Origin of the sequence: Bradyrhizobium sp. Arg237L (genome assembly GCF_029990105.1) — a bacterium.
GTDB lineage: Bacteria > Pseudomonadota > Alphaproteobacteria > Rhizobiales > Xanthobacteraceae > Bradyrhizobium.
In genome coordinates this window covers 61,880-77,277 of the sequence record NZ_JAQMIL010000002.1, presented here as the reverse complement: position 1 = coordinate 77,277, position 15,398 = coordinate 61,880, and the positions used below count along the sequence as shown (strand labels likewise).

Annotated in this window: 18 protein-coding genes and 1 pseudogene; 12 read left to right on the top strand and 7 right to left on the bottom strand. The window is 61.3% G+C overall.

The genetic code is table 11. From position 1 onward, the window contains the following. Positions 1–14: 14 nt before the first annotated feature. The 5 genes from metG to OZ411_RS01555 form a co-directional block, all read right to left on the bottom strand. The gene (gene metG / locus OZ411_RS01575; RefSeq protein ID WP_282526517.1) at positions 15–1,985 is read right to left on the bottom strand and encodes a methionine--tRNA ligase; all 1,971 of its coding nucleotides are present in this window, start codon (positions 1,983–1,985) and stop codon (positions 15–17) included. A 58-nt stretch (positions 1,986–2,043) separates the two neighbouring features. Next, a complete protein-coding gene (locus tag OZ411_RS01570; RefSeq protein WP_282526516.1) occupies positions 2,044–3,084 on the bottom strand; it encodes a DNA polymerase III subunit delta' in 1,041 nt (346 codons plus the stop codon). Then, positions 3,081–3,767, bottom strand: a complete 687-nt coding sequence (gene tmk / locus OZ411_RS01565; RefSeq protein WP_282526515.1) for a dTMP kinase — start codon at positions 3,765–3,767, stop codon at positions 3,081–3,083. The genes OZ411_RS01570 and tmk overlap by 4 nt, the downstream gene beginning before the upstream one ends. Before the next feature lies 1 nt (position 3,768). Beyond that, entirely contained in the window at positions 3,769–5,028 is a 1,260-nt protein-coding gene (locus tag OZ411_RS01560; RefSeq protein ID WP_282526514.1) for a D-alanyl-D-alanine carboxypeptidase family protein, read from the bottom strand. 241 nt (positions 5,029–5,269) lie between these two features. Then, on the bottom strand, positions 5,270–6,163 hold the full coding sequence (locus tag OZ411_RS01555; protein ID WP_282526513.1) for a septal ring lytic transglycosylase RlpA family protein: 894 nt from the start codon (positions 6,161–6,163) through the stop codon (positions 5,270–5,272). Positions 6,164–7,100: 937 nt separating this feature from the next. On the opposite strand from OZ411_RS01555, the gene OZ411_RS01550 reads away from it, so the two are divergent. Next, positions 7,101–7,838, top strand: a complete 738-nt coding sequence (locus OZ411_RS01550; RefSeq protein ID WP_282526512.1) for a hypothetical protein — start codon at positions 7,101–7,103, stop codon at positions 7,836–7,838. A 130-nt stretch (positions 7,839–7,968) separates the two neighbouring features. Here the strand turns inward: OZ411_RS01550 and OZ411_RS01545 are convergent, their stop codons facing one another. Next, positions 7,969–8,190 carry a hypothetical protein gene (locus OZ411_RS01545; protein WP_282526595.1) on the bottom strand — a complete coding sequence of 74 codons (222 nt, stop codon included), beginning with the start codon at positions 8,188–8,190 and terminating at the stop codon, positions 7,969–7,971. A gap of 46 nt (positions 8,191–8,236) precedes the next feature. Here OZ411_RS01545 and OZ411_RS01540 point away from each other — a divergent pair. The 8 genes and pseudogenes from OZ411_RS01540 to OZ411_RS01505 form a co-directional block, all read left to right on the top strand. Beyond that, positions 8,237–8,428, top strand: a pseudogene (locus OZ411_RS01540) (hypothetical protein); the annotation flags it as partial. Next, complete coding sequence (locus OZ411_RS01535; protein ID WP_282526601.1) at positions 8,398–8,571, top strand: hypothetical protein; 174 nt, start codon at positions 8,398–8,400, stop codon at positions 8,569–8,571. The pseudogene OZ411_RS01540 and the gene OZ411_RS01535, both read left to right, overlap by 31 nt. 140 nt (positions 8,572–8,711) lie before the next feature. Next, a complete protein-coding gene (locus OZ411_RS01530) occupies positions 8,712–9,830 on the top strand; it encodes a hypothetical protein (protein ID WP_282526511.1) in 1,119 nt (372 codons plus the stop codon). A gap of 359 nt (positions 9,831–10,189) precedes the next feature. After that, positions 10,190–10,363, top strand: a complete 174-nt coding sequence (locus tag OZ411_RS01525) for a hypothetical protein (RefSeq protein WP_165421234.1) — start codon at positions 10,190–10,192, stop codon at positions 10,361–10,363. A 265-nt stretch (positions 10,364–10,628) separates the two neighbouring features. After that, a complete protein-coding gene (locus tag OZ411_RS01520; protein ID WP_282526510.1) occupies positions 10,629–11,048 on the top strand; it encodes a hypothetical protein in 420 nt (139 codons plus the stop codon). Positions 11,049–11,101: 53 nt separating this feature from the next. Next, positions 11,102–11,371 carry a HigA family addiction module antitoxin gene (locus OZ411_RS01515; protein WP_282526509.1) on the top strand — a complete coding sequence of 90 codons (270 nt, stop codon included), beginning with the start codon at positions 11,102–11,104 and terminating at the stop codon, positions 11,369–11,371. Between the two features lie 55 nt (positions 11,372–11,426). Beyond that, positions 11,427–11,723: a hypothetical protein gene (locus OZ411_RS01510; protein ID WP_282526508.1), complete on the top strand. Its 297-nt coding sequence runs from the start codon at positions 11,427–11,429 to the stop codon at positions 11,721–11,723. 133 nt (positions 11,724–11,856) lie between these two features. Next, on the top strand, positions 11,857–12,123 hold the full coding sequence (locus OZ411_RS01505) for a hypothetical protein (RefSeq protein ID WP_282526507.1): 267 nt from the start codon (positions 11,857–11,859) through the stop codon (positions 12,121–12,123). Positions 12,124–12,478: 355 nt separating this feature from the next. On the opposite strand, the gene OZ411_RS01500 is transcribed toward OZ411_RS01505, so the two are convergent. Continuing rightward, positions 12,479–13,036, bottom strand: a complete 558-nt coding sequence (locus tag OZ411_RS01500) for a hypothetical protein (RefSeq protein WP_282526506.1) — start codon at positions 13,034–13,036, stop codon at positions 12,479–12,481. A gap of 515 nt (positions 13,037–13,551) precedes the next feature. Between OZ411_RS01500 and OZ411_RS01495 the strand changes: the two genes are divergently transcribed. From OZ411_RS01495 to OZ411_RS01485, 3 genes are all read left to right on the top strand, one after another. Further along, complete coding sequence (locus OZ411_RS01495) at positions 13,552–13,836, top strand: hypothetical protein (RefSeq protein WP_282526505.1); 285 nt, start codon at positions 13,552–13,554, stop codon at positions 13,834–13,836. A 38-nt stretch (positions 13,837–13,874) separates the two neighbouring features. Further along, positions 13,875–14,099: a hypothetical protein gene (locus OZ411_RS01490; protein WP_282526504.1), complete on the top strand. Its 225-nt coding sequence runs from the start codon at positions 13,875–13,877 to the stop codon at positions 14,097–14,099. A gap of 445 nt (positions 14,100–14,544) precedes the next feature. Continuing rightward, positions 14,545–15,213, top strand: a complete 669-nt coding sequence (locus OZ411_RS01485; RefSeq protein ID WP_282526503.1) for a DUF6680 family protein — start codon at positions 14,545–14,547, stop codon at positions 15,211–15,213. Positions 15,214–15,398 lie beyond the last annotated feature (185 nt).

The window sequence follows — 15,398 nt, the reverse complement described above, 5'->3', positions numbered from 1 at the left end:
GTTCTTCCAACCGCTCAATCGGCCTTTGGTTCGACGTAGCGCGGGAACACGCCGACCGGCGGCGGCAATTGGACGCCCGGCTTGAGCCGCTCGCCAAAGGCAGCGAATTGGCGAGACGTCTGATCATCCCTGGGGATGCCCAGACTGTCGAGCAGCTTGGCCGAGGCTTCCGGCATCACCGGCTGCGTCAGGATCGCGATCTGGCGCACGACTTCCGCGGTCACATACAACACCGTCTTCTGCCTGGCAGGATCGGTCTTGGCCAGCGCCCACGGCGCCTCGCCCGCGAAGTAGCGGTTGGCTTCGGCCACCACGGCCCACACCGCGTTCAGCCATTGATGGATCTGCTGGGTCGCCATCGCATGTCGCGAGGCCTCCAGCATGTTATCTGCCTGCGCCAGGATCGCCTTGTCGTTATCGGAGAACTCGCCGGGCTCCGGCAGCACGCCGCCGAGCTGCTTGGCGATCATCGACAGCGAACGCTGCGCCAAATTGCCGAGATCGTTGGCGAGGTCGGCATTGATGCGCGCGACGATGGCCTCGTGGCTGTAGTTGCCGTCCTGTCCGAAGGGTACCTCGCGCAGGAAGAAGTAGCGAAGCTGGTCGACGCCGTATTGGTCGGCGAAGTCGAAGGGATCGACGACATTGCCGACCGACTTCGACATCTTCTCTCCCCTGCTGAACAGGAAGCCGTGGGCATAGACGCGCTTCTGGACGGGGACGCCGGCCGACATCAGGAAGGCCGGCCAGTACACCGCGTGGAAGCGGATGATGTCCTTGCCGATGATGTGCACGTCCGCCGGCCAGTAGCGCCAGTTCGGATCGGCCTCGTCGGGAAAGCCGACACCGGTGATGTAGTTGGTGAGCGCGTCGACCCAGACATACATCACGTGCTCGGGATCGTTGGGCACCTTGACACCCCAGTCGAAGGTGGTGCGCGAGATCGAAAGATCCCTCAGCCCGCTCCTGACGAAGCTCATGACTTCATTGCGGCGCGAGTCAGGCCCGATGAAATCGGGCTGGCTTTCGTAGAGATGAAGCAGCCTGTCCTGGTACGCCGACAGCTTGAAGAAGTAGCTCTTCTCCTCGACCCACTCGACCGGCGTGCCCTGTGGGCCGCGGCGGACATTGTCCTCGCCGACGACGGTTTCGTCCTCGGCGTAGTAGGCCTCGTCGCGCACCGAATACCAGCCGGCATAGGTGTCGATATAGATATCGCCATTCTGCTGCATGCGATTCCAGATCGACTGCACCGAGCGGTGATGCGCCGGTTCGGAGGTGCGGATGAAGCGGTCGAACGAGACATTCAGCCGCTCGTCCATCTCCTTGAAGCGGGCGGCGTTGCGGGTGGCGAGCTCGGCCGGGGTCAGTCCCTCGCCTTGCGCGGTCTGGATCATCTTCTGGCCGTGCTCGTCGGTGCCGGTCAGAAAGAACACGTCCTTGCCGTCGAGCCGCTGGAAGCGCGCCAGCGCATCCGTCGCGATCGCCTCGTAGGCATGGCCGATATGCGGCTGACCGTTCGGATAGGCGATCGCAGTCGTGATGTAGAACAGGTTGCCCCGAGCGGTCGGTGCAGGCGCGAGGTTAGCGGCGGGAGCGGCTTGCGCCGGCTTCGGCTTTGGCTTCGGCGCCTTCTTCACCACCGGCGCGGGCGCGAGTGTGCTGGCCTGCTCCGGAGCAGAAATCGGCTTTTCCGGCGCAGCCTTCTTCGCGGTCTTTGCGGATTTTTTCGCGGTCTTCTTGGTCTTGGCAGTCGCTTTCTTGGTAGTTGCCTTCTTGGCAATTGCCTTCTTGCCCGCGGCTTTCTTGACTGCCGTTTTCTGCTTGGCAGCTTTCTTCTTGGCAGCCTTCTTCACGGCCTTCTTGGCCGTCTTTTTCGCCTTCTTCGCAGGGGCCTTCTTCTTCGCGCGCGTCTTCACCGCGGCCTCGGCGGCGCGGCGTGCTGCCTTCTTCGTCTTTTTCTTCTTCGAAGCTTTCCGGGCCACAACGAATTCCTCAAGGTGCAGTTCAAGCGAAAATGATCGGGATTGGTGAAACGGCGGATTACCGCACGGCTTCCGCGAGCATCGAAAACACCGAGAATACCAGCGGTTTGCGTTCCAGATTGTATGCTTCGGTATCGCGCGCGGCGAGGACGATCTTTTCCCATACCTCCGCCAGCCGTGCAAGGCGCGGCAGATTGGCGTTGGGATCGCCCGTGCGCAGCTTGTCGCTGATCCAGCGTTCGACGCCCTCGATAAAAGCCGCGAGCGCCACGCGATCGCTGAGGCCGAGCGCATCACCGAGCGCATGCAGTTCACGCGGATCGACCTGCGGCAATGTCGCAAGCAGGGCTGCGGTCTTCTGCTGCAGCTTCAGCGCGTCGCCGCCAAGCAGGTTCAGCGCCCGCGCCACGCTGCCCTCCGCCGCCGCGGCGGCCTCGAGCAGCGCCGGATCGTCGGGTGCCATTTCGGTGGCCGCGGAAGCGGCGCGGATCACGTCGTCGGTATCAAGCGGCCTGAGCAGCAATTTGCGGCAGCGGGACAGGATCGTCGGCAGCACCCGCGACGGCGCGTGGGTGACCAGCAGGAACAGCGATTGCTGCGGCGGCTCCTCGAGAATCTTCAGGAGCGCATTGGCGGCATTCGGATTGAGTTCATCGACGGTGTCCACGATGCACACGCGCCAGCCCTCGACCGCCGCCGTCGAGCCGAAGAACGAGATGGTTTCGCGCGTCTCATCGACCGTGATCACCGTCCGCAGCACGCCGCGGTCGTTGAGCCCGCGCTCCAGCACCAACAGCCCGCCATGGGCGCCCGCCGCGACCTGCCTTGCCACCGGTTCGTGCGGATCGACCGCCAGCGTCTCCGCCTGCTGCACGGAAGGCGCGAGCGGATGGCGGTGCGCCAGCACGAAGCGCGCCATGCGATAGGCCAGCGTCGCCTTGCCGATGCCCGCCGCGCCGCCGATCAGCCAGGCGTGCGGAATGCGGCCCGAGCGATAGGCCGCGAGCAGCGCTGTCTCCGCCTCGCGATGCCCGAAGAAATCGGGCGTCTCGCGCGGATGCCGAACCGCGAGTTCCTGCTCGACCTTGCGCGCGCTCATGCGTGGCTCGCCGCCGGAAATGCCGTGAGGAGATGCTCGCGCAGCACATTCCAGATGCGCTCGGCGACCGCATCGGCGTCGGCATCGGCATCGATCAGCACGCAGCGCTGAGGATCTTCGATCGCGAGTTGCTTGTAGGCCTCGCGCAAATCCTGATGGAACTGGACGTCCTCGGACTCAAAGCGATCGGGGGCCGCATTGCCGCGGCGCGCCGCCGCCCGCTTCAGGCCGACTTCCACGGGCACGTCGAGGATGTAGGTGAGGTCCGGCTTGAGGTCGCCGATGGTGACGCGCTGCATGGCGCTGACGAGGCCGGGCGGCACCTGCCCGAGCCGGCCCTGATAGACCCGCGTCGAATCGAAGAAGCGGTCGCACAGCACCCAGATGCCCTGGTTCAGCGCCGGCAGGATCACAGTGCGGACATGGTCGTCGCGCGCGGCCGCGAACAGCAGCGTCTCGGCGTCGGGCCCGAGCAGCTTGCCCATGCCCGACAGCAGCAGATGGCGGATGATCTCGGCGCCCGGCGAGCCGCCGGGCTCGCGGGTGACGATGGTGCGCAGCTTGGTCCCGTTCAGCCGCTCGGCGAGCCGCTTGATCTGGGTGGATTTTCCGGACCCCTCGCCGCCTTCGAACGTGATGAAGCGCCCGCGCAAGGATGATCGCTTGACCTTAGCCTTTGCCATGTCAGAGCTTCTCGACGCCCGCGCGGAACATGCCGATGACCAGCTCCTGGGCGCCGTCGAGCGCCCGGCGCACAGTCGATCCCGTGCCGATCGCGTCCGCCGCGTAGACCGGCGTTTCCACGGCAAGATTGCCGCTCCGCCAGACCCTGACGACGCCGATCTGTTGCCCAGCCTGGATCGGCGCCCGCACCGGGCCGCTATAGACCACGCGCGCGAGCAGCTTCTCATTGCCGTTCTTCGACACCATCACCTTGATCGGTTCGGGGCTCGTCAGCTTCACCGAACGGCTTTCCCCGCCGAACACCCGGGCGTAACCGATGGTCTGGTTGGCGGCGATCAGCGTGCGGGTCTCGAAGCTGCGGAAGCCCCATTCCAGCATCTTCTTGGCCTCGCTCGCACGGTCATCGGCGTCCTCCAGCCCGTTGACCACCACGATCAGCCGCGTGTCGTTCTGCACGGCCGAGCCGACCATGCCGTAGCCGCCCTCCTTGGTGTAGCCGGTCTTGAGGCCATCGGCGCCGTTCAGCGAGTTCAGCAGCGGATTGCGGTTGAGCTGGCGGATCTTGTTCCAGGTGAATTCCTTCTCGCCGAACAGTTTGTACATGTCGGGATAGGTCAGGATGATGTAGCGCGCGAGCTTCGCCAGCTCGCGGACGGTCATCTTGTTGCCGGGGTCGGGCAGGCCGTTGGAATTGGCGAAGGTCGATTTGATCAGCCCCAGCTCCCGGGCGCGCTTGGTCATGACGTTGGCAGCGAACTCGCCCTCGCTGCCGGCGATGCCTTCGGCAAGCGCGATGCAGGAATCGTTGCCACTCTGGATGATCGCCCCGTGCAGGAGGTCGTCGACCGACACCTTGCTATGGATGGCGGCGAACATCGTCGAGCTGCCGGAGGGCGCCCCGCCCCGTCGCCAGGCGTACTCGCTGATCCGATATTCGTCGGTCAGCTTGATGTCGCCCTTCTTGAGGGCGTTGAAGACGACTTCCGCCGTCATCAGCTTCATCATGCTCGAGGGGGCGCGGAGCTCGTCGGCGTTCTTCTCGAACAGCACGCTGCCCGAGGACGCCTCGATCAGGATCGCGGTCGGCGCGTCGCCGTCAAAGCCGCCCTCCTCCTTCTTGGCGCCCTGCACGCTGTTGTTGGCGGCATAGACCGCGGTGCCAAAGCCGATCGCAAGCGCGACCGCAGCCGCCGTCAGCGCGCACCAAGGTGAACACCAGGGCCGGCGCGCCAGGAAAGCGGATCGAGAAGCAGCGATCATCGGCGATGTCCTGAAACGGGGGCCTTCTACCAGTTGGAAGTACCGCAAACAACTGAGGTTTTGGCCGCAAGGCCGAAGCCGGCGCGCCTCTTCCGCAGTGAAAATGATCCTATCGCGCAAGCCGCGCCGGTTCCTTGAAGCAAATCCGGCAAAGACGGCGGAAACGCGTACGCCTGAAGGGCTCGAAGCTGCAGCCGGCGCTGATCAGCTTTCTTAAGATAAGCGCGTGAAGCCGTTGATTTTAGTACAGCCCGCGGCCGCTCAGCACTTCCGCCGGACCGCGCGGATCGATCGGGACATAGGCCGAGCTGGCATCGGTTTCATAGCGGCCATTGGCGTCATACGACACCTGCCGCAGATTCCCGGTGCCCCGCCCGCGCCCACGGCCGGAGGCGGACATCTCCGAGGTCGCATTGGTCGAGGCGTAATCGGCCGACGTATTGCCCAGCGAATAGGGCCGTCCCTCCGGCAGCGGAACTTCGCCGCGGATGTGGCCGGCCGAGGACGACATGTCAGGCACGAACGGCCTGGCCGAGGCGATCCGGACCGCGGACGGCGATGGCGCTGGGGCGCCCGTCCGCAGTGTCGCCATCAACTGGCGGTCGTCGGAGCCCTCCAGCGGCGCCCGCCCGACATATTCGACGCGGACGCGGGCGATGCCATTGCCTTTGAACTCAAGCAGTTCGGCGGCTTTGTTCGAGACGTCGATGAGGCGGTTGCCATGATAGGGACCGCGGTCGTTGACGCGCACGATCAGCGACTTGCCGTTCCGCAAATTCGTCACCCGCGCATAGCAGGGCATGGGCAGTGTCGGGTGTGCGGCGGTCAGCGAGGCCATGTCGAACACTTCGCCATTGGCGGTCAGCCGGCCGTGGAAATCATTGCCATACCAGGAGGCGAGCCCCTCGGCGTGGTAGTTGGCGTCTTCCTCGGGCACATACATGCGCCCGGCCACCGTGTAGGGCTTGCCGATCCGGTAGGTGCCGCCACCCTTCGGTACTGGTTCGCCGAAGGCGACCACGCGCGGGCTTGCGGAAACGCCGTATTTCGGATCGACGCGGCTCGCGAACTTGTTCGAGGAGGCGCAGTTGGCGAGCACAAGGCAGGTCGCGACCGCAGCCGCACTCCGCGCCATCGCCCGAATCGGATATTGCCGCTTCCCCATCGACCCCAACTACCACGCTACCGGACGCGTGCCCACTTGCGAGGCCCTTCGCGTCACTGATCCCCAAGATGCGGCCCACCTTCCGCATCAAAACGTGAGGATATCGCAACCGGAACGCGGCGGAAATGGGGAGAGCCGTACCATGGTAAATTCTCAGTTGCGCCCTCCCCGGCATTCTACGGGCGAAAGCTGTCCCGCTTTCACACATCTGTTGCAGCAAATCATCACTTCACGGCAGATCGCAGCGTTGCCCGCAGGATTCTTTTGACTGTGCAAGGCCGCAGTCGTTCTCTCCCTCGTGCGCAGGGGGCGCAAAGGAAGTTCTGAAATGATCGAGACGGTTACGGCGGTGATGGGCCTGGTGAGCGCGGGGATCTTTCTGGCCCATGCCTATGAGGGTTTTCGCACCCGGGCGTAAAGCCCAACGCGAAATGGAAAGACGCATCACCTCTTTCCCGAAAGGTAAGTTCGTAAAGCTTTAATAGATTCGGAAGAGCATCGGAGTGTAGCAGGTGCATCATGCGCAAACACGACTTGGTCTCCGACGGATTCCTGACCCTCACAGCAGCAAGCTTCGTGCTGCTGTGCTCAAGCCTGCTGGCCTTCGCGCTGAGCTAGGCTAAGGCCACGCCTCCCCGGGGCATTCCGGGCTGATCGTGCTGCGCTCTCGTTTCGAGGAGCGCGGCCTTGGGATTGCAGTTTTCGCACAGTTTTTTTGATCTCGCCTTCTCTGCGCGGCGCTAATGGCAGTCGCCAGACCGTCCTTGATCTTTGGCTCCCGGCCAGAGACGAGCTGCCAAGCCCCTTAGCGGGGCTTCCACGCATTCCTCCACGCCATAAAGACCTTCGCTCTCTTGATCTCGCGCGCCGATTGGGCTTTGGGTATGGCAGGTTTGGGGGAATTCCAATGCGTAAGTTGTCGATTGTGGCGCTGTGCGCCACGCTGGCGGGTTGTGTCTCGGCTGGCGAAACGGTTTCATTCAAGACGTCGAACCCGCAGCAGCAGGCCTTGATGCGCGATGGTCAGCCCGCGCTCGTGTCGCGGCAGAAGAATTCGCTGGTGCTGGTCCGTCCGGCGGCGCGGCAGCTTCAGGCCAACGGGCGACCTGTATTCGTGGTCGGCATCAACAATCTCGGGCGCCAGCCGGTCGACTTCCGCGTAGCCCAAGTCGAGGCCGTCCAGCATGTTGGCGGACAGGATTTCGGCATGCAGGTCGTCACCTACGAGATGCTGGTCCAGGAGGAGAAGAACCGCCAAGTAGCGGCCGCTATCTTCACCGGTCTTGCTGCCGCCGGTAATTCGTATAGCGCCTCACAGGCTGGCTATGGTCACTATACGACGCGTTCCGGTCGCACCGGCACTTTCTACAGTCCGACCGCTGCAGCGATCGCCCAGGGCAACGCTGCGGCACAGAACGAGGCGATGATCGAAGCCACGATCGAAACTGGCCAGCGCAATATGGCTGCGCTGGAACAAGCCGTCATCAAGGACAATACTCTGATGTCCGGTGAATGGTACGGCGGCCAGCTGCACTTGGCGCCACCGACCGATCAGGGCGGCACAGCGAAGACCTACACCATCGTCATCACCGTTGGCACCGAGCGCCATGTGATCGATATCTCGCAAGGGCCAGCGGGCGTCTGATCCCTTTTGAGCCTGAAACATCTGTCGAATTTTGATCCCAGCATCTCCTCGGATTCCATCCCATCGCAGCCCGTACCACGCAGTTGGGTAGTAAATGCGGTAGTACGGAGCTTGGCGAACTTGAGATGGATCACGGCGTCGCGCCATCGTAGGGCCACTTACGCATAGCCGCGCACCAGCTCGTTGGCGCTGGTTCGAGAAAGAAGTGTTGGCGCTGTTGCGGGGTGAGGCAGCGCGGCACCTCAGCCTTGACGCGATCAACCAAAGTCTGAACTTCTGGTAATGCCTCCCACAGCCGCGCGGTTTTGTCGTCGGAACTGGTTAGGATGCGGCCGCCGTCGGGCGCGAACACCGCGCTTGTAAGCACTTCGGTGTGGCCCACAAGGATGGCGAGCGGCTTGCACCCGTCGCCGACGATCGACCAGGCCGTCAACGGCGGCTACGCTTGGCTCGAGATCAGGTGCTCGCGCTGCAAGACGCCCCGTAGCGTCGACCCCGCCCTGCCCCACGCGGCGACCACGGCCATCCACGACCTTGCCAGCCGGCTGCGCTGCGTGAAATGCGCGAAGGCAGGAAAGCGACCGCCGGCGGAGTTCCGTTCAACAGCTTCGCTGAATACGCGCCAGAGCCAAACCCTGAGGGCCGCGAGATCTCCGAGGTGCTGCGGGAGTTCATTGAGAGCCATTCCGGCCGGCCGAACGGCGTCCAACTGGCGCTGCCGCTGCGCATGTGATCCGGCGAGGCTTAGAACTGGTCCTGCACGCGACGGAACGCGGGATGATCCCGGTTTTTCGACCTGTGTTCAGTTGTAAAGTATACTGTACGCAACCCTCAGATAAATGATATATTACTGCAATAAATCGGGAGGAATAAATGGACAAAGATCATATTGACGAGCTGATCGAATTGGGCAGCAAGACGAAAAGTATAGAGAGAGTACAAGACATCGCCGCTAAGGCGATGGAGAGGGCAGGTTTGGGATACACAATGCACAACGCTTGTGCCGCAACACTAAGCGCTTTTCTCGATGAATCCGGTATTGACGTTCCAATGACATTGGGTGCGGGCAAACTCGCGATGCGACTGGGCGGCAATGACAGAGGCAGCCGTCATTGGAAACGCATTCGAGTTGGAGAGCAACGGGCAGGTGATGTCGGCGTCACATTCGACAATACATCACCAGCCGGCGCAGATCACGTTTACCTAGTGGTCGAGCGTGTTGACTCTGACAAAATGGTTATCGCAGACAACCAAGCTCCTAAGCCCCACACACGTTATGCTAGCGGCCGCGGCAGAACAGCCACAGAATATTTCCTAAGAGCGCCTGACGAAGATCAAAGGGACGAGAGACTTACGATCGCCGGTATCGGCGATGAGGACTTCTATCCATGGGATGACGAAGACACAAACCAGCTTCGAGAACCTTTTGAAGACGATGGTACACCGTCACGTAAAAAGACTGTTTCAAAAAAGAAGGACGAAATCGGCGAAAAGAGGGCTCCTAATTACCGCAGCCTGGTTCCGGACGGATTTTTCTCGTCGAATCCATTTGATCGGACCAAGCCAGTGCCGATCCGGTGTAATAACCCAGGGGCGATTAATGGAGCAACCTGGGAAGAGCGCTCTCCTGGATACGTGGACACGGTTGAAACGACCCCAGGTAACAAGACGACGATTTTTGAGGCGCCTGAGTATGGCGTTGCTGTCTGGTGGGAATTGCTACGGCGATATGCTGCAAGTGGCGTCACGACAGTCGGCGGGATCATAAATCGCTATGGAGGGGGCCAAGATTACTCAAACTATATAAGATTTGTGGAGCGGAAAACCGGTTTTGAAGAGGGACACAAGATTCCGCTCGATGACGATGCGACGCTCTTAGCCTTCGGAAAGGCGATGTTCCAATATGAGGCGGGACGACCAACACCATTAAATGATGATCAGATTGTTTATGGATTACGGCTTGCCCGTACCGACGACGGCGCCATCTCATAGGTTGTGCGGCAGGCAGAGCAACTGGACCGGGTGCTGAAGGCAGAGCAGAAGAGGAAGGCAATACGCAAGAAGTTGCAGTGGCGGTGATTAGAGCGGTATAGCGACCTTGTAAAGCATCATCACTATACCGGCGATCATCGTCCACCATTGCTGCTCATCGCGGCTTCGTCTTTGACGAAGGCGACGGCCCGATCGCCAGTTTATCGCAGCAATCGAAGAGGCGGCGAAACCCGCCGCCTAGCTAACCGGCCGGCGAGCTCCTCGCCGGCCTTTTTCCTTTCCGCATCACCATTGAATAGGAGCGCCGACAGTGCGCCAATTCCAAACGCTCGTTCGAACTCAGCTAGGCCGCCAGCCACATGCTGGCCGCCAGGGTTCACCCGAAAGTCGTCCAAGAGCGGCTTGGACACTCGTCGATCGCGATCACCATGGACATCTACAGCCACCTGATGCCGAATATGCAAAGCGAGGCCGCATCAGCGGTTGACGGGGCGTTGCGAGCCGCCATAAACAATCGCGACGACAAAGGGTAGTAAATCGGTAGTACGTCCACGGTACGTTCTGCGCGCAATGCGAGAAAGTCTATAGATTTCAACGCTTGGAAGGGTGGCCGAGTGGTTTAAGGCACCGGTCTTGAAATGCGCCCGCCGTGTTTTCGCCCTGTGTCGGTTGGTTCTATCCTGTTGCAATTTCCAACAGATTTTTCTTGCTCGTATCCCGGCTAGTCCAGCGAATTACCTCTAGTCACGGGCAGTTTGGGTCCAAAATTGGGTCCGGGAAGAATGATGATTTCCGGACATGAGCAAGGAATTTGAACTGGCGAGGCTGGCGATCGTTCGCGCCGTTATGGCCGGCGATATTGATGAAGCTCGCGGCTTCGCGTGGGCTCACCGAATTTACCCGCTTCGCTCCACGCCGCTCGAGGAGGCGTTCGCCGACGACTTCCATGTAAGCCGCGAAAAGGTAGACGAGGTCTTGAGGCTCGTCGATAGCGGCTGGCGCAAGAAGAATCTTGTAACATTCTACGACCTCGAAGGAGTTGGTAGCGAGGGAGTCGGGCTTGCGCGGATGGATCTCGTAGCCGTGTTGCGCACGGCGTACTTGGATCGTCGTTTCCATGATGATGTTTGGCGTAAGCTCGTCGAGCCGGGCAGCGGCCCCGTCGAATCGCAGGGATTGGCCGATAAATTTTCAGTCGAAGACGACATCAGCTATTGATGCTGGGCTGCAGTCCCCCATCACGATCTCCACCCTCGTTCCGGAGAGGCTCCATGGCAGAATACAAGGCCGGCCCGCGAAAGCGCGAGCCAACTCGCCCCGGAAAGATCCTGGCGTCCGCGCTGAAGGCGACGGACCTGACCGCGAATTCAGCGGCGCCGCGGATCGGCACGTCCAAGATGACACTCGGCCGGATCATCAACGGTGAGGCACCGGTGACGACCGAGATGGCGCTGCGGCTCGGCCGGTTCTTCGGCAACGGCGCCAAGCTGTGGCTGAACATGCAGGCCAACTACGACCTCTGGCACGCCGAGCAGAAGTGACCCCGCCCCGACCTGAGGCATAATCGGCCGCTTCAGCGGGAAGAGGAGTGACGGCATGACCGTGCGGAAGGCCGACAATTTGCTTCGGGGCGACCGGACGCCTGCTTACATCGGGCGCGAGACCGGTGCGGCAGAATTGCAGATATCGCCGGACACCTGGGACCAATGGGTGAAGGAGGGGCGCCTGCCCCCGCCCTGCGATGCTTTCCCGCCAGGAACGCCCCGCTGGCGCTGGGAGGATGTCGACCGTAAACTGTCCGGGAGGGCGGCACCGGCGGACACTATCGAAGTGGCCATGCAGGGCGCCGCGAACTTTGGCAAGCGCAAAAGGAAGCTGGGCCGCCGCTCATGACCGAGTATCACCCAGTTTGATCCAGTCGGAATTTGCGGCAGTTTTCTTTCGCTCCAGTTTCAGTCAAGCTGGCGTCTGGTTTCGTGTAGTTTGGGTCCGAATTTGGGTCCAGAAATTGGGCGGGAGCGTCGAGATGAAGACCTTTGTTCTTGGTCAGAAATGGCCCGATGAACTGGCCAGCAAGGACAATGTGTATTGGATTGGCGTGAGCACACCCGGATTCATGCTTCTGGGCGCCGAATGCAAGACGCTTCACGAACTCGAAGCCGTGGCCAGGCAACTCCACGAAGATCTTGACCGGGTGATCGCAGAGGCTCGCGAAAAACTGCAGCCGGATCCTGCTCCGCAGGGCTTTCAGACTCGCGTTACGGAAATGCGGACTCCGCCCAAAAAATCTTAGCCCTTGATACCCATGTGAAACCCTCGCGGGCTTTATGGCCGGGAGCCGCTTCCCTCGGGATCGGCTTGGCTCCCCAAAGAGAAGGCCCGCCGGCGTGAACCGGCGGGCCGACTTGCTCAACGCGCGCTGAGCAAAGGATACCAAACCAAGATTGCCTCACAATCCCGGATCAGGCGTCGGTAGTGCGAACGTTGGCGGGACATGTCGCCATTTACGTGCTCGAGGGCCGCAAGCTTTGCTCGAAAAAACGCTAACTCGGATTCGATGTGTTCAACCATCACTGGTCCTTTTCATCACGAATCGCGCAAGGGGTAGCCGCTCCCTTGCGCAGCGTATCACGAATGCGCGCCCAGACTCATGGCCTACATCCATCGGCTTCGAGATCGCGATCGTCGCCGCGCTCGACGCCGACGCCGCACAAGCTCGGCTCATAGTCGGAGTCGTCGACTTCGAAGTCGCTACTGTCGCCCTGCCCCCAGACGGCCTGGTGCATCGAATCGCTGGATCCGAGGCTGGGCTCGAACTCGTCGCCGGAATGCTCGTCGTCGACATCCGGCTCAAGATCAGCGTCCGGCTCGAAGTCCTCGTCGACGAGGCCATCGCCGAACCGTTCGGCGAGCATTTTGTCGATGTCACTTTCCTCGATACCGAACTCGGTCTCATCAAGGAATGCCAGAAGTCGCTCGATCTGGTCCGCGGCCTCGTTGCGGGCTTGCCTGAGCGTTGCGATCGCGTCCCGGACCTCCTGAGGGAGGCCGGCTTCAACGAACGCTGGAAAGCGCTCGTAGGGCTCTAGGTGGGGATTGCTGAAAGGATAGTTCATGGTGGTTCTCTGGGATTGCCGGCGTTCTGAGGGCCGGTTGCCAGCGGACAGCACTGGCGCCGGGAGTCTCAGAACATGGCCAGAGACCATGCGTGGCGGCCTTCCCCGGAAGGGTCTTGTATAGCCGTCACACTCCCGGCATAGTGATGCCGTTCGCGCCGACGGCTTGTCGGCACGCTGTCTGGTTCGCTGGCGCGTTGATCCCGGCAAGGATCGCCCTGCCAACGCTCTGGGTGCTAACGGCCCGGCAAGGCCGTTTCGCGGGAGTTCTGAGGCTCCGCTACTATCCCACCACTGATTTGGTAAAAAATCCATCCCCTTCCGGGGGCGCTTCGGCGCGTCCCTACCCTCGGTGGACAACGGGGACGGCCGACGCATGCCTATCGACCCCTCGGCGATCGTGGGCCACCTCTAATTCATCATGACCGGGAAAGCCCCATACACCCAAAAAATGCTCGAGCGCGCGATCCGGGCCGCCCTTGCCGCTGGCTTGAAGGTGGTCGGCGTTCGGCCGGATGGCACCGTGCTGACCGAGATGCCCGGCGACGATCGCCACAGATTGACGCGCGATCCGCGACTACGCGACGCTCGGGAAAAGTTCGGCTATGTCGGCTCAGGGCGCTCCCGCCCCATCGTGGACGGAGGAGATTCTGGACGGTGATCCGATAACAGTCGAGCGCCTCGATCAGGCGCTGTTGCTGGTTGCCTATTTCATGGAGCGCGACGGGCCCGTTTACGCGCCGCTTTACGAGAGATTAGAACGCGAGCTCGAGGTCCTGAAGCGCACCGAGGCGACAGTGGAGCGCGCGCACCAGCGCTTGCTGGCCGCGACCGTGAAGCAATTGGCCGAGGTCGGGATCGATCGGAAGCGGATTGCAGATCCCCGGTGATCAGGTCCGCCGGCGGGGCAAGAAAGATTGAGCCGATGATGAAATTTGCAAAGACGCGGCCGGAATTGTTTTGGTCGATCGTCGGGGCGGCCGTTGGCGCGATTGCGGGATTTTTTATTGGCGGTGTGGGAATAGCAGCGGGTGGCGGAGCAAGGGGCGTTTCGTCATTGGCGGTCCTGATCATCTTTGCTGCTATCGCCGGCTTGGTAGGCAACCGCCTCGGCATTGCGATTGGCCGCCGGCGCGCCCAGAAAACGGATTGAACGCTTCGATTATGCGACTCCTATTTTCAATCGCTGTGACCGCACTTGTGGTGATCGGTGCGTTCGCAGCTATTCGGTATGCCGCCGGAAACTGACCGAACACCATTGATCCGACAGAGAGTCGCTGTCAGTATCCGCATCAAAGATGCTAACGTGATCAATGGCTCATAAGCTGCAGAGGATCGCAAAACGCATCCCCCCGCTTGAACCCGCTGAACCGCGCTTTCACCAGAGGCCGCCTTGAGCGGCCTCGCTCATTTTCCTAGCGGCGAATGGATTCGCGACCTTGCTCAGCCGCAGCGCGAAACAGCGCCATCAAGCATCGTCGTCATGCGCAGACATGGATTAAGGTCGCGTAAATCGTCAGTCGTGGAATAGGACGAACGTCCCCTTGCAAGCGCCCCCAGGCTACAGGAATATTCCAGTCGGGCACTGGGGGAGGCGCATGTCAGTGGAGTGGTGGGTCGTCTTTGCGACGCTGGTAGGGCCAGTAGTGGCTGTCCAAACTCAAAAATTCATTGAGCGCGCCGGCGACCAGAGGAGTCGAAGGCAGCGAATATTCGTGGCGCTCATGGCAAACCGCGCAACTCGGCTCGCGGATGATTTCGTCAAGGCTCTCAATCTCATTGATCTCGAGTTCCTGCCTCGCGGCTGGTCCAAGCGCAAAGATCAAGCCGTAATCGATGCATGGCACGCGCTGTTGGATGATCTAAATCATGGCCCTGGGGCCGATGCGGACAAACCGACGACAATCGCTTGGAATGCCCGCTGTGACGATCGAATCGTAGAGCTTCTCGCCGCGATGTCATCAGCACTCGGCTATTCCTTCACTCGTGAGCAATTGCGCCGTGGAATCTACCATCCTCAGGGCTTCTACGAACGAGAGCAAGCTCAACTGGCGATACTCGACGGATTGCGGAAGATCCTCACCGGCCAGGGGGCATTACCGATGGCCGTAACGCAATTCCCGGCAAATCCCGATTTTGCGGCCGCGCAGCTCGAACTCATGCGCAGGGCCGCCGATGCCTACGATGAAGAAAACGGCGCGCTCAAGGTGAGGCAGGTCAGCGACGGAGGGGGAAATGGTGAGCGTGACACAGGAAAACCGCCATAAAGAATGCGACGATGCCAATGCCACGAGCGCGCTCGCCTTTTCGATCTCTGCTCGGGCGGCACTGCAGCGCGTGGCCGACAGATCTTAGCTCGAAAGCATTCTCGTGAAATCGACAAGACTTGAACACTGGGCCGCGTGGTTTGCAAAGCGAGCTTCTGACGAAGAGATTAAAGCTGCGAAGCTGA

Coding starts and splice junctions, on each gene's coding strand:
- OZ411_RS01570 (WP_282526516.1), bottom strand. CDS start 3,084: ATGAGCGCGCGCAAGGTCGAGCAGGAACTCGCGGTTCGGCATCCGCGC.
- tmk (WP_282526515.1), bottom strand. CDS start 3,767: ATGGCAAAGGCTAAGGTCAAGCGATCATCCTTGCGCGGGCGCTTCATC.
- OZ411_RS01560 (WP_282526514.1), bottom strand. CDS start 5,028: ATGATCGCTGCTTCTCGATCCGCTTTCCTGGCGCGCCGGCCCTGGTGT.
- OZ411_RS01555 (WP_282526513.1), bottom strand. CDS start 6,163: ATGGCGCGGAGTGCGGCTGCGGTCGCGACCTGCCTTGTGCTCGCCAAC.
- OZ411_RS01550 (WP_282526512.1), top strand. CDS start 7,101: ATGCGTAAGTTGTCGATTGTGGCGCTGTGCGCCACGCTGGCGGGTTGT.
- OZ411_RS01535 (WP_282526601.1), top strand. CDS start 8,398: ATGCGCGAAGGCAGGAAAGCGACCGCCGGCGGAGTTCCGTTCAACAGC.
- OZ411_RS01530 (WP_282526511.1), top strand. CDS start 8,712: ATGGACAAAGATCATATTGACGAGCTGATCGAATTGGGCAGCAAGACG.
- OZ411_RS01525 (WP_165421234.1), top strand. CDS start 10,190: ATGCTGGCCGCCAGGGTTCACCCGAAAGTCGTCCAAGAGCGGCTTGGA.
- OZ411_RS01520 (WP_282526510.1), top strand. CDS start 10,629: ATGAGCAAGGAATTTGAACTGGCGAGGCTGGCGATCGTTCGCGCCGTT.
- OZ411_RS01515 (WP_282526509.1), top strand. CDS start 11,102: ATGGCAGAATACAAGGCCGGCCCGCGAAAGCGCGAGCCAACTCGCCCC.
- OZ411_RS01510 (WP_282526508.1), top strand. CDS start 11,427: ATGACCGTGCGGAAGGCCGACAATTTGCTTCGGGGCGACCGGACGCCT.
- OZ411_RS01505 (WP_282526507.1), top strand. CDS start 11,857: ATGAAGACCTTTGTTCTTGGTCAGAAATGGCCCGATGAACTGGCCAGC.
- OZ411_RS01500 (WP_282526506.1), bottom strand. CDS start 13,036: ATGGTCTCTGGCCATGTTCTGAGACTCCCGGCGCCAGTGCTGTCCGCT.
- OZ411_RS01495 (WP_282526505.1), top strand. CDS start 13,552: ATGTCGGCTCAGGGCGCTCCCGCCCCATCGTGGACGGAGGAGATTCTG.
- OZ411_RS01490 (WP_282526504.1), top strand. CDS start 13,875: ATGAAATTTGCAAAGACGCGGCCGGAATTGTTTTGGTCGATCGTCGGG.
- OZ411_RS01485 (WP_282526503.1), top strand. CDS start 14,545: ATGTCAGTGGAGTGGTGGGTCGTCTTTGCGACGCTGGTAGGGCCAGTA.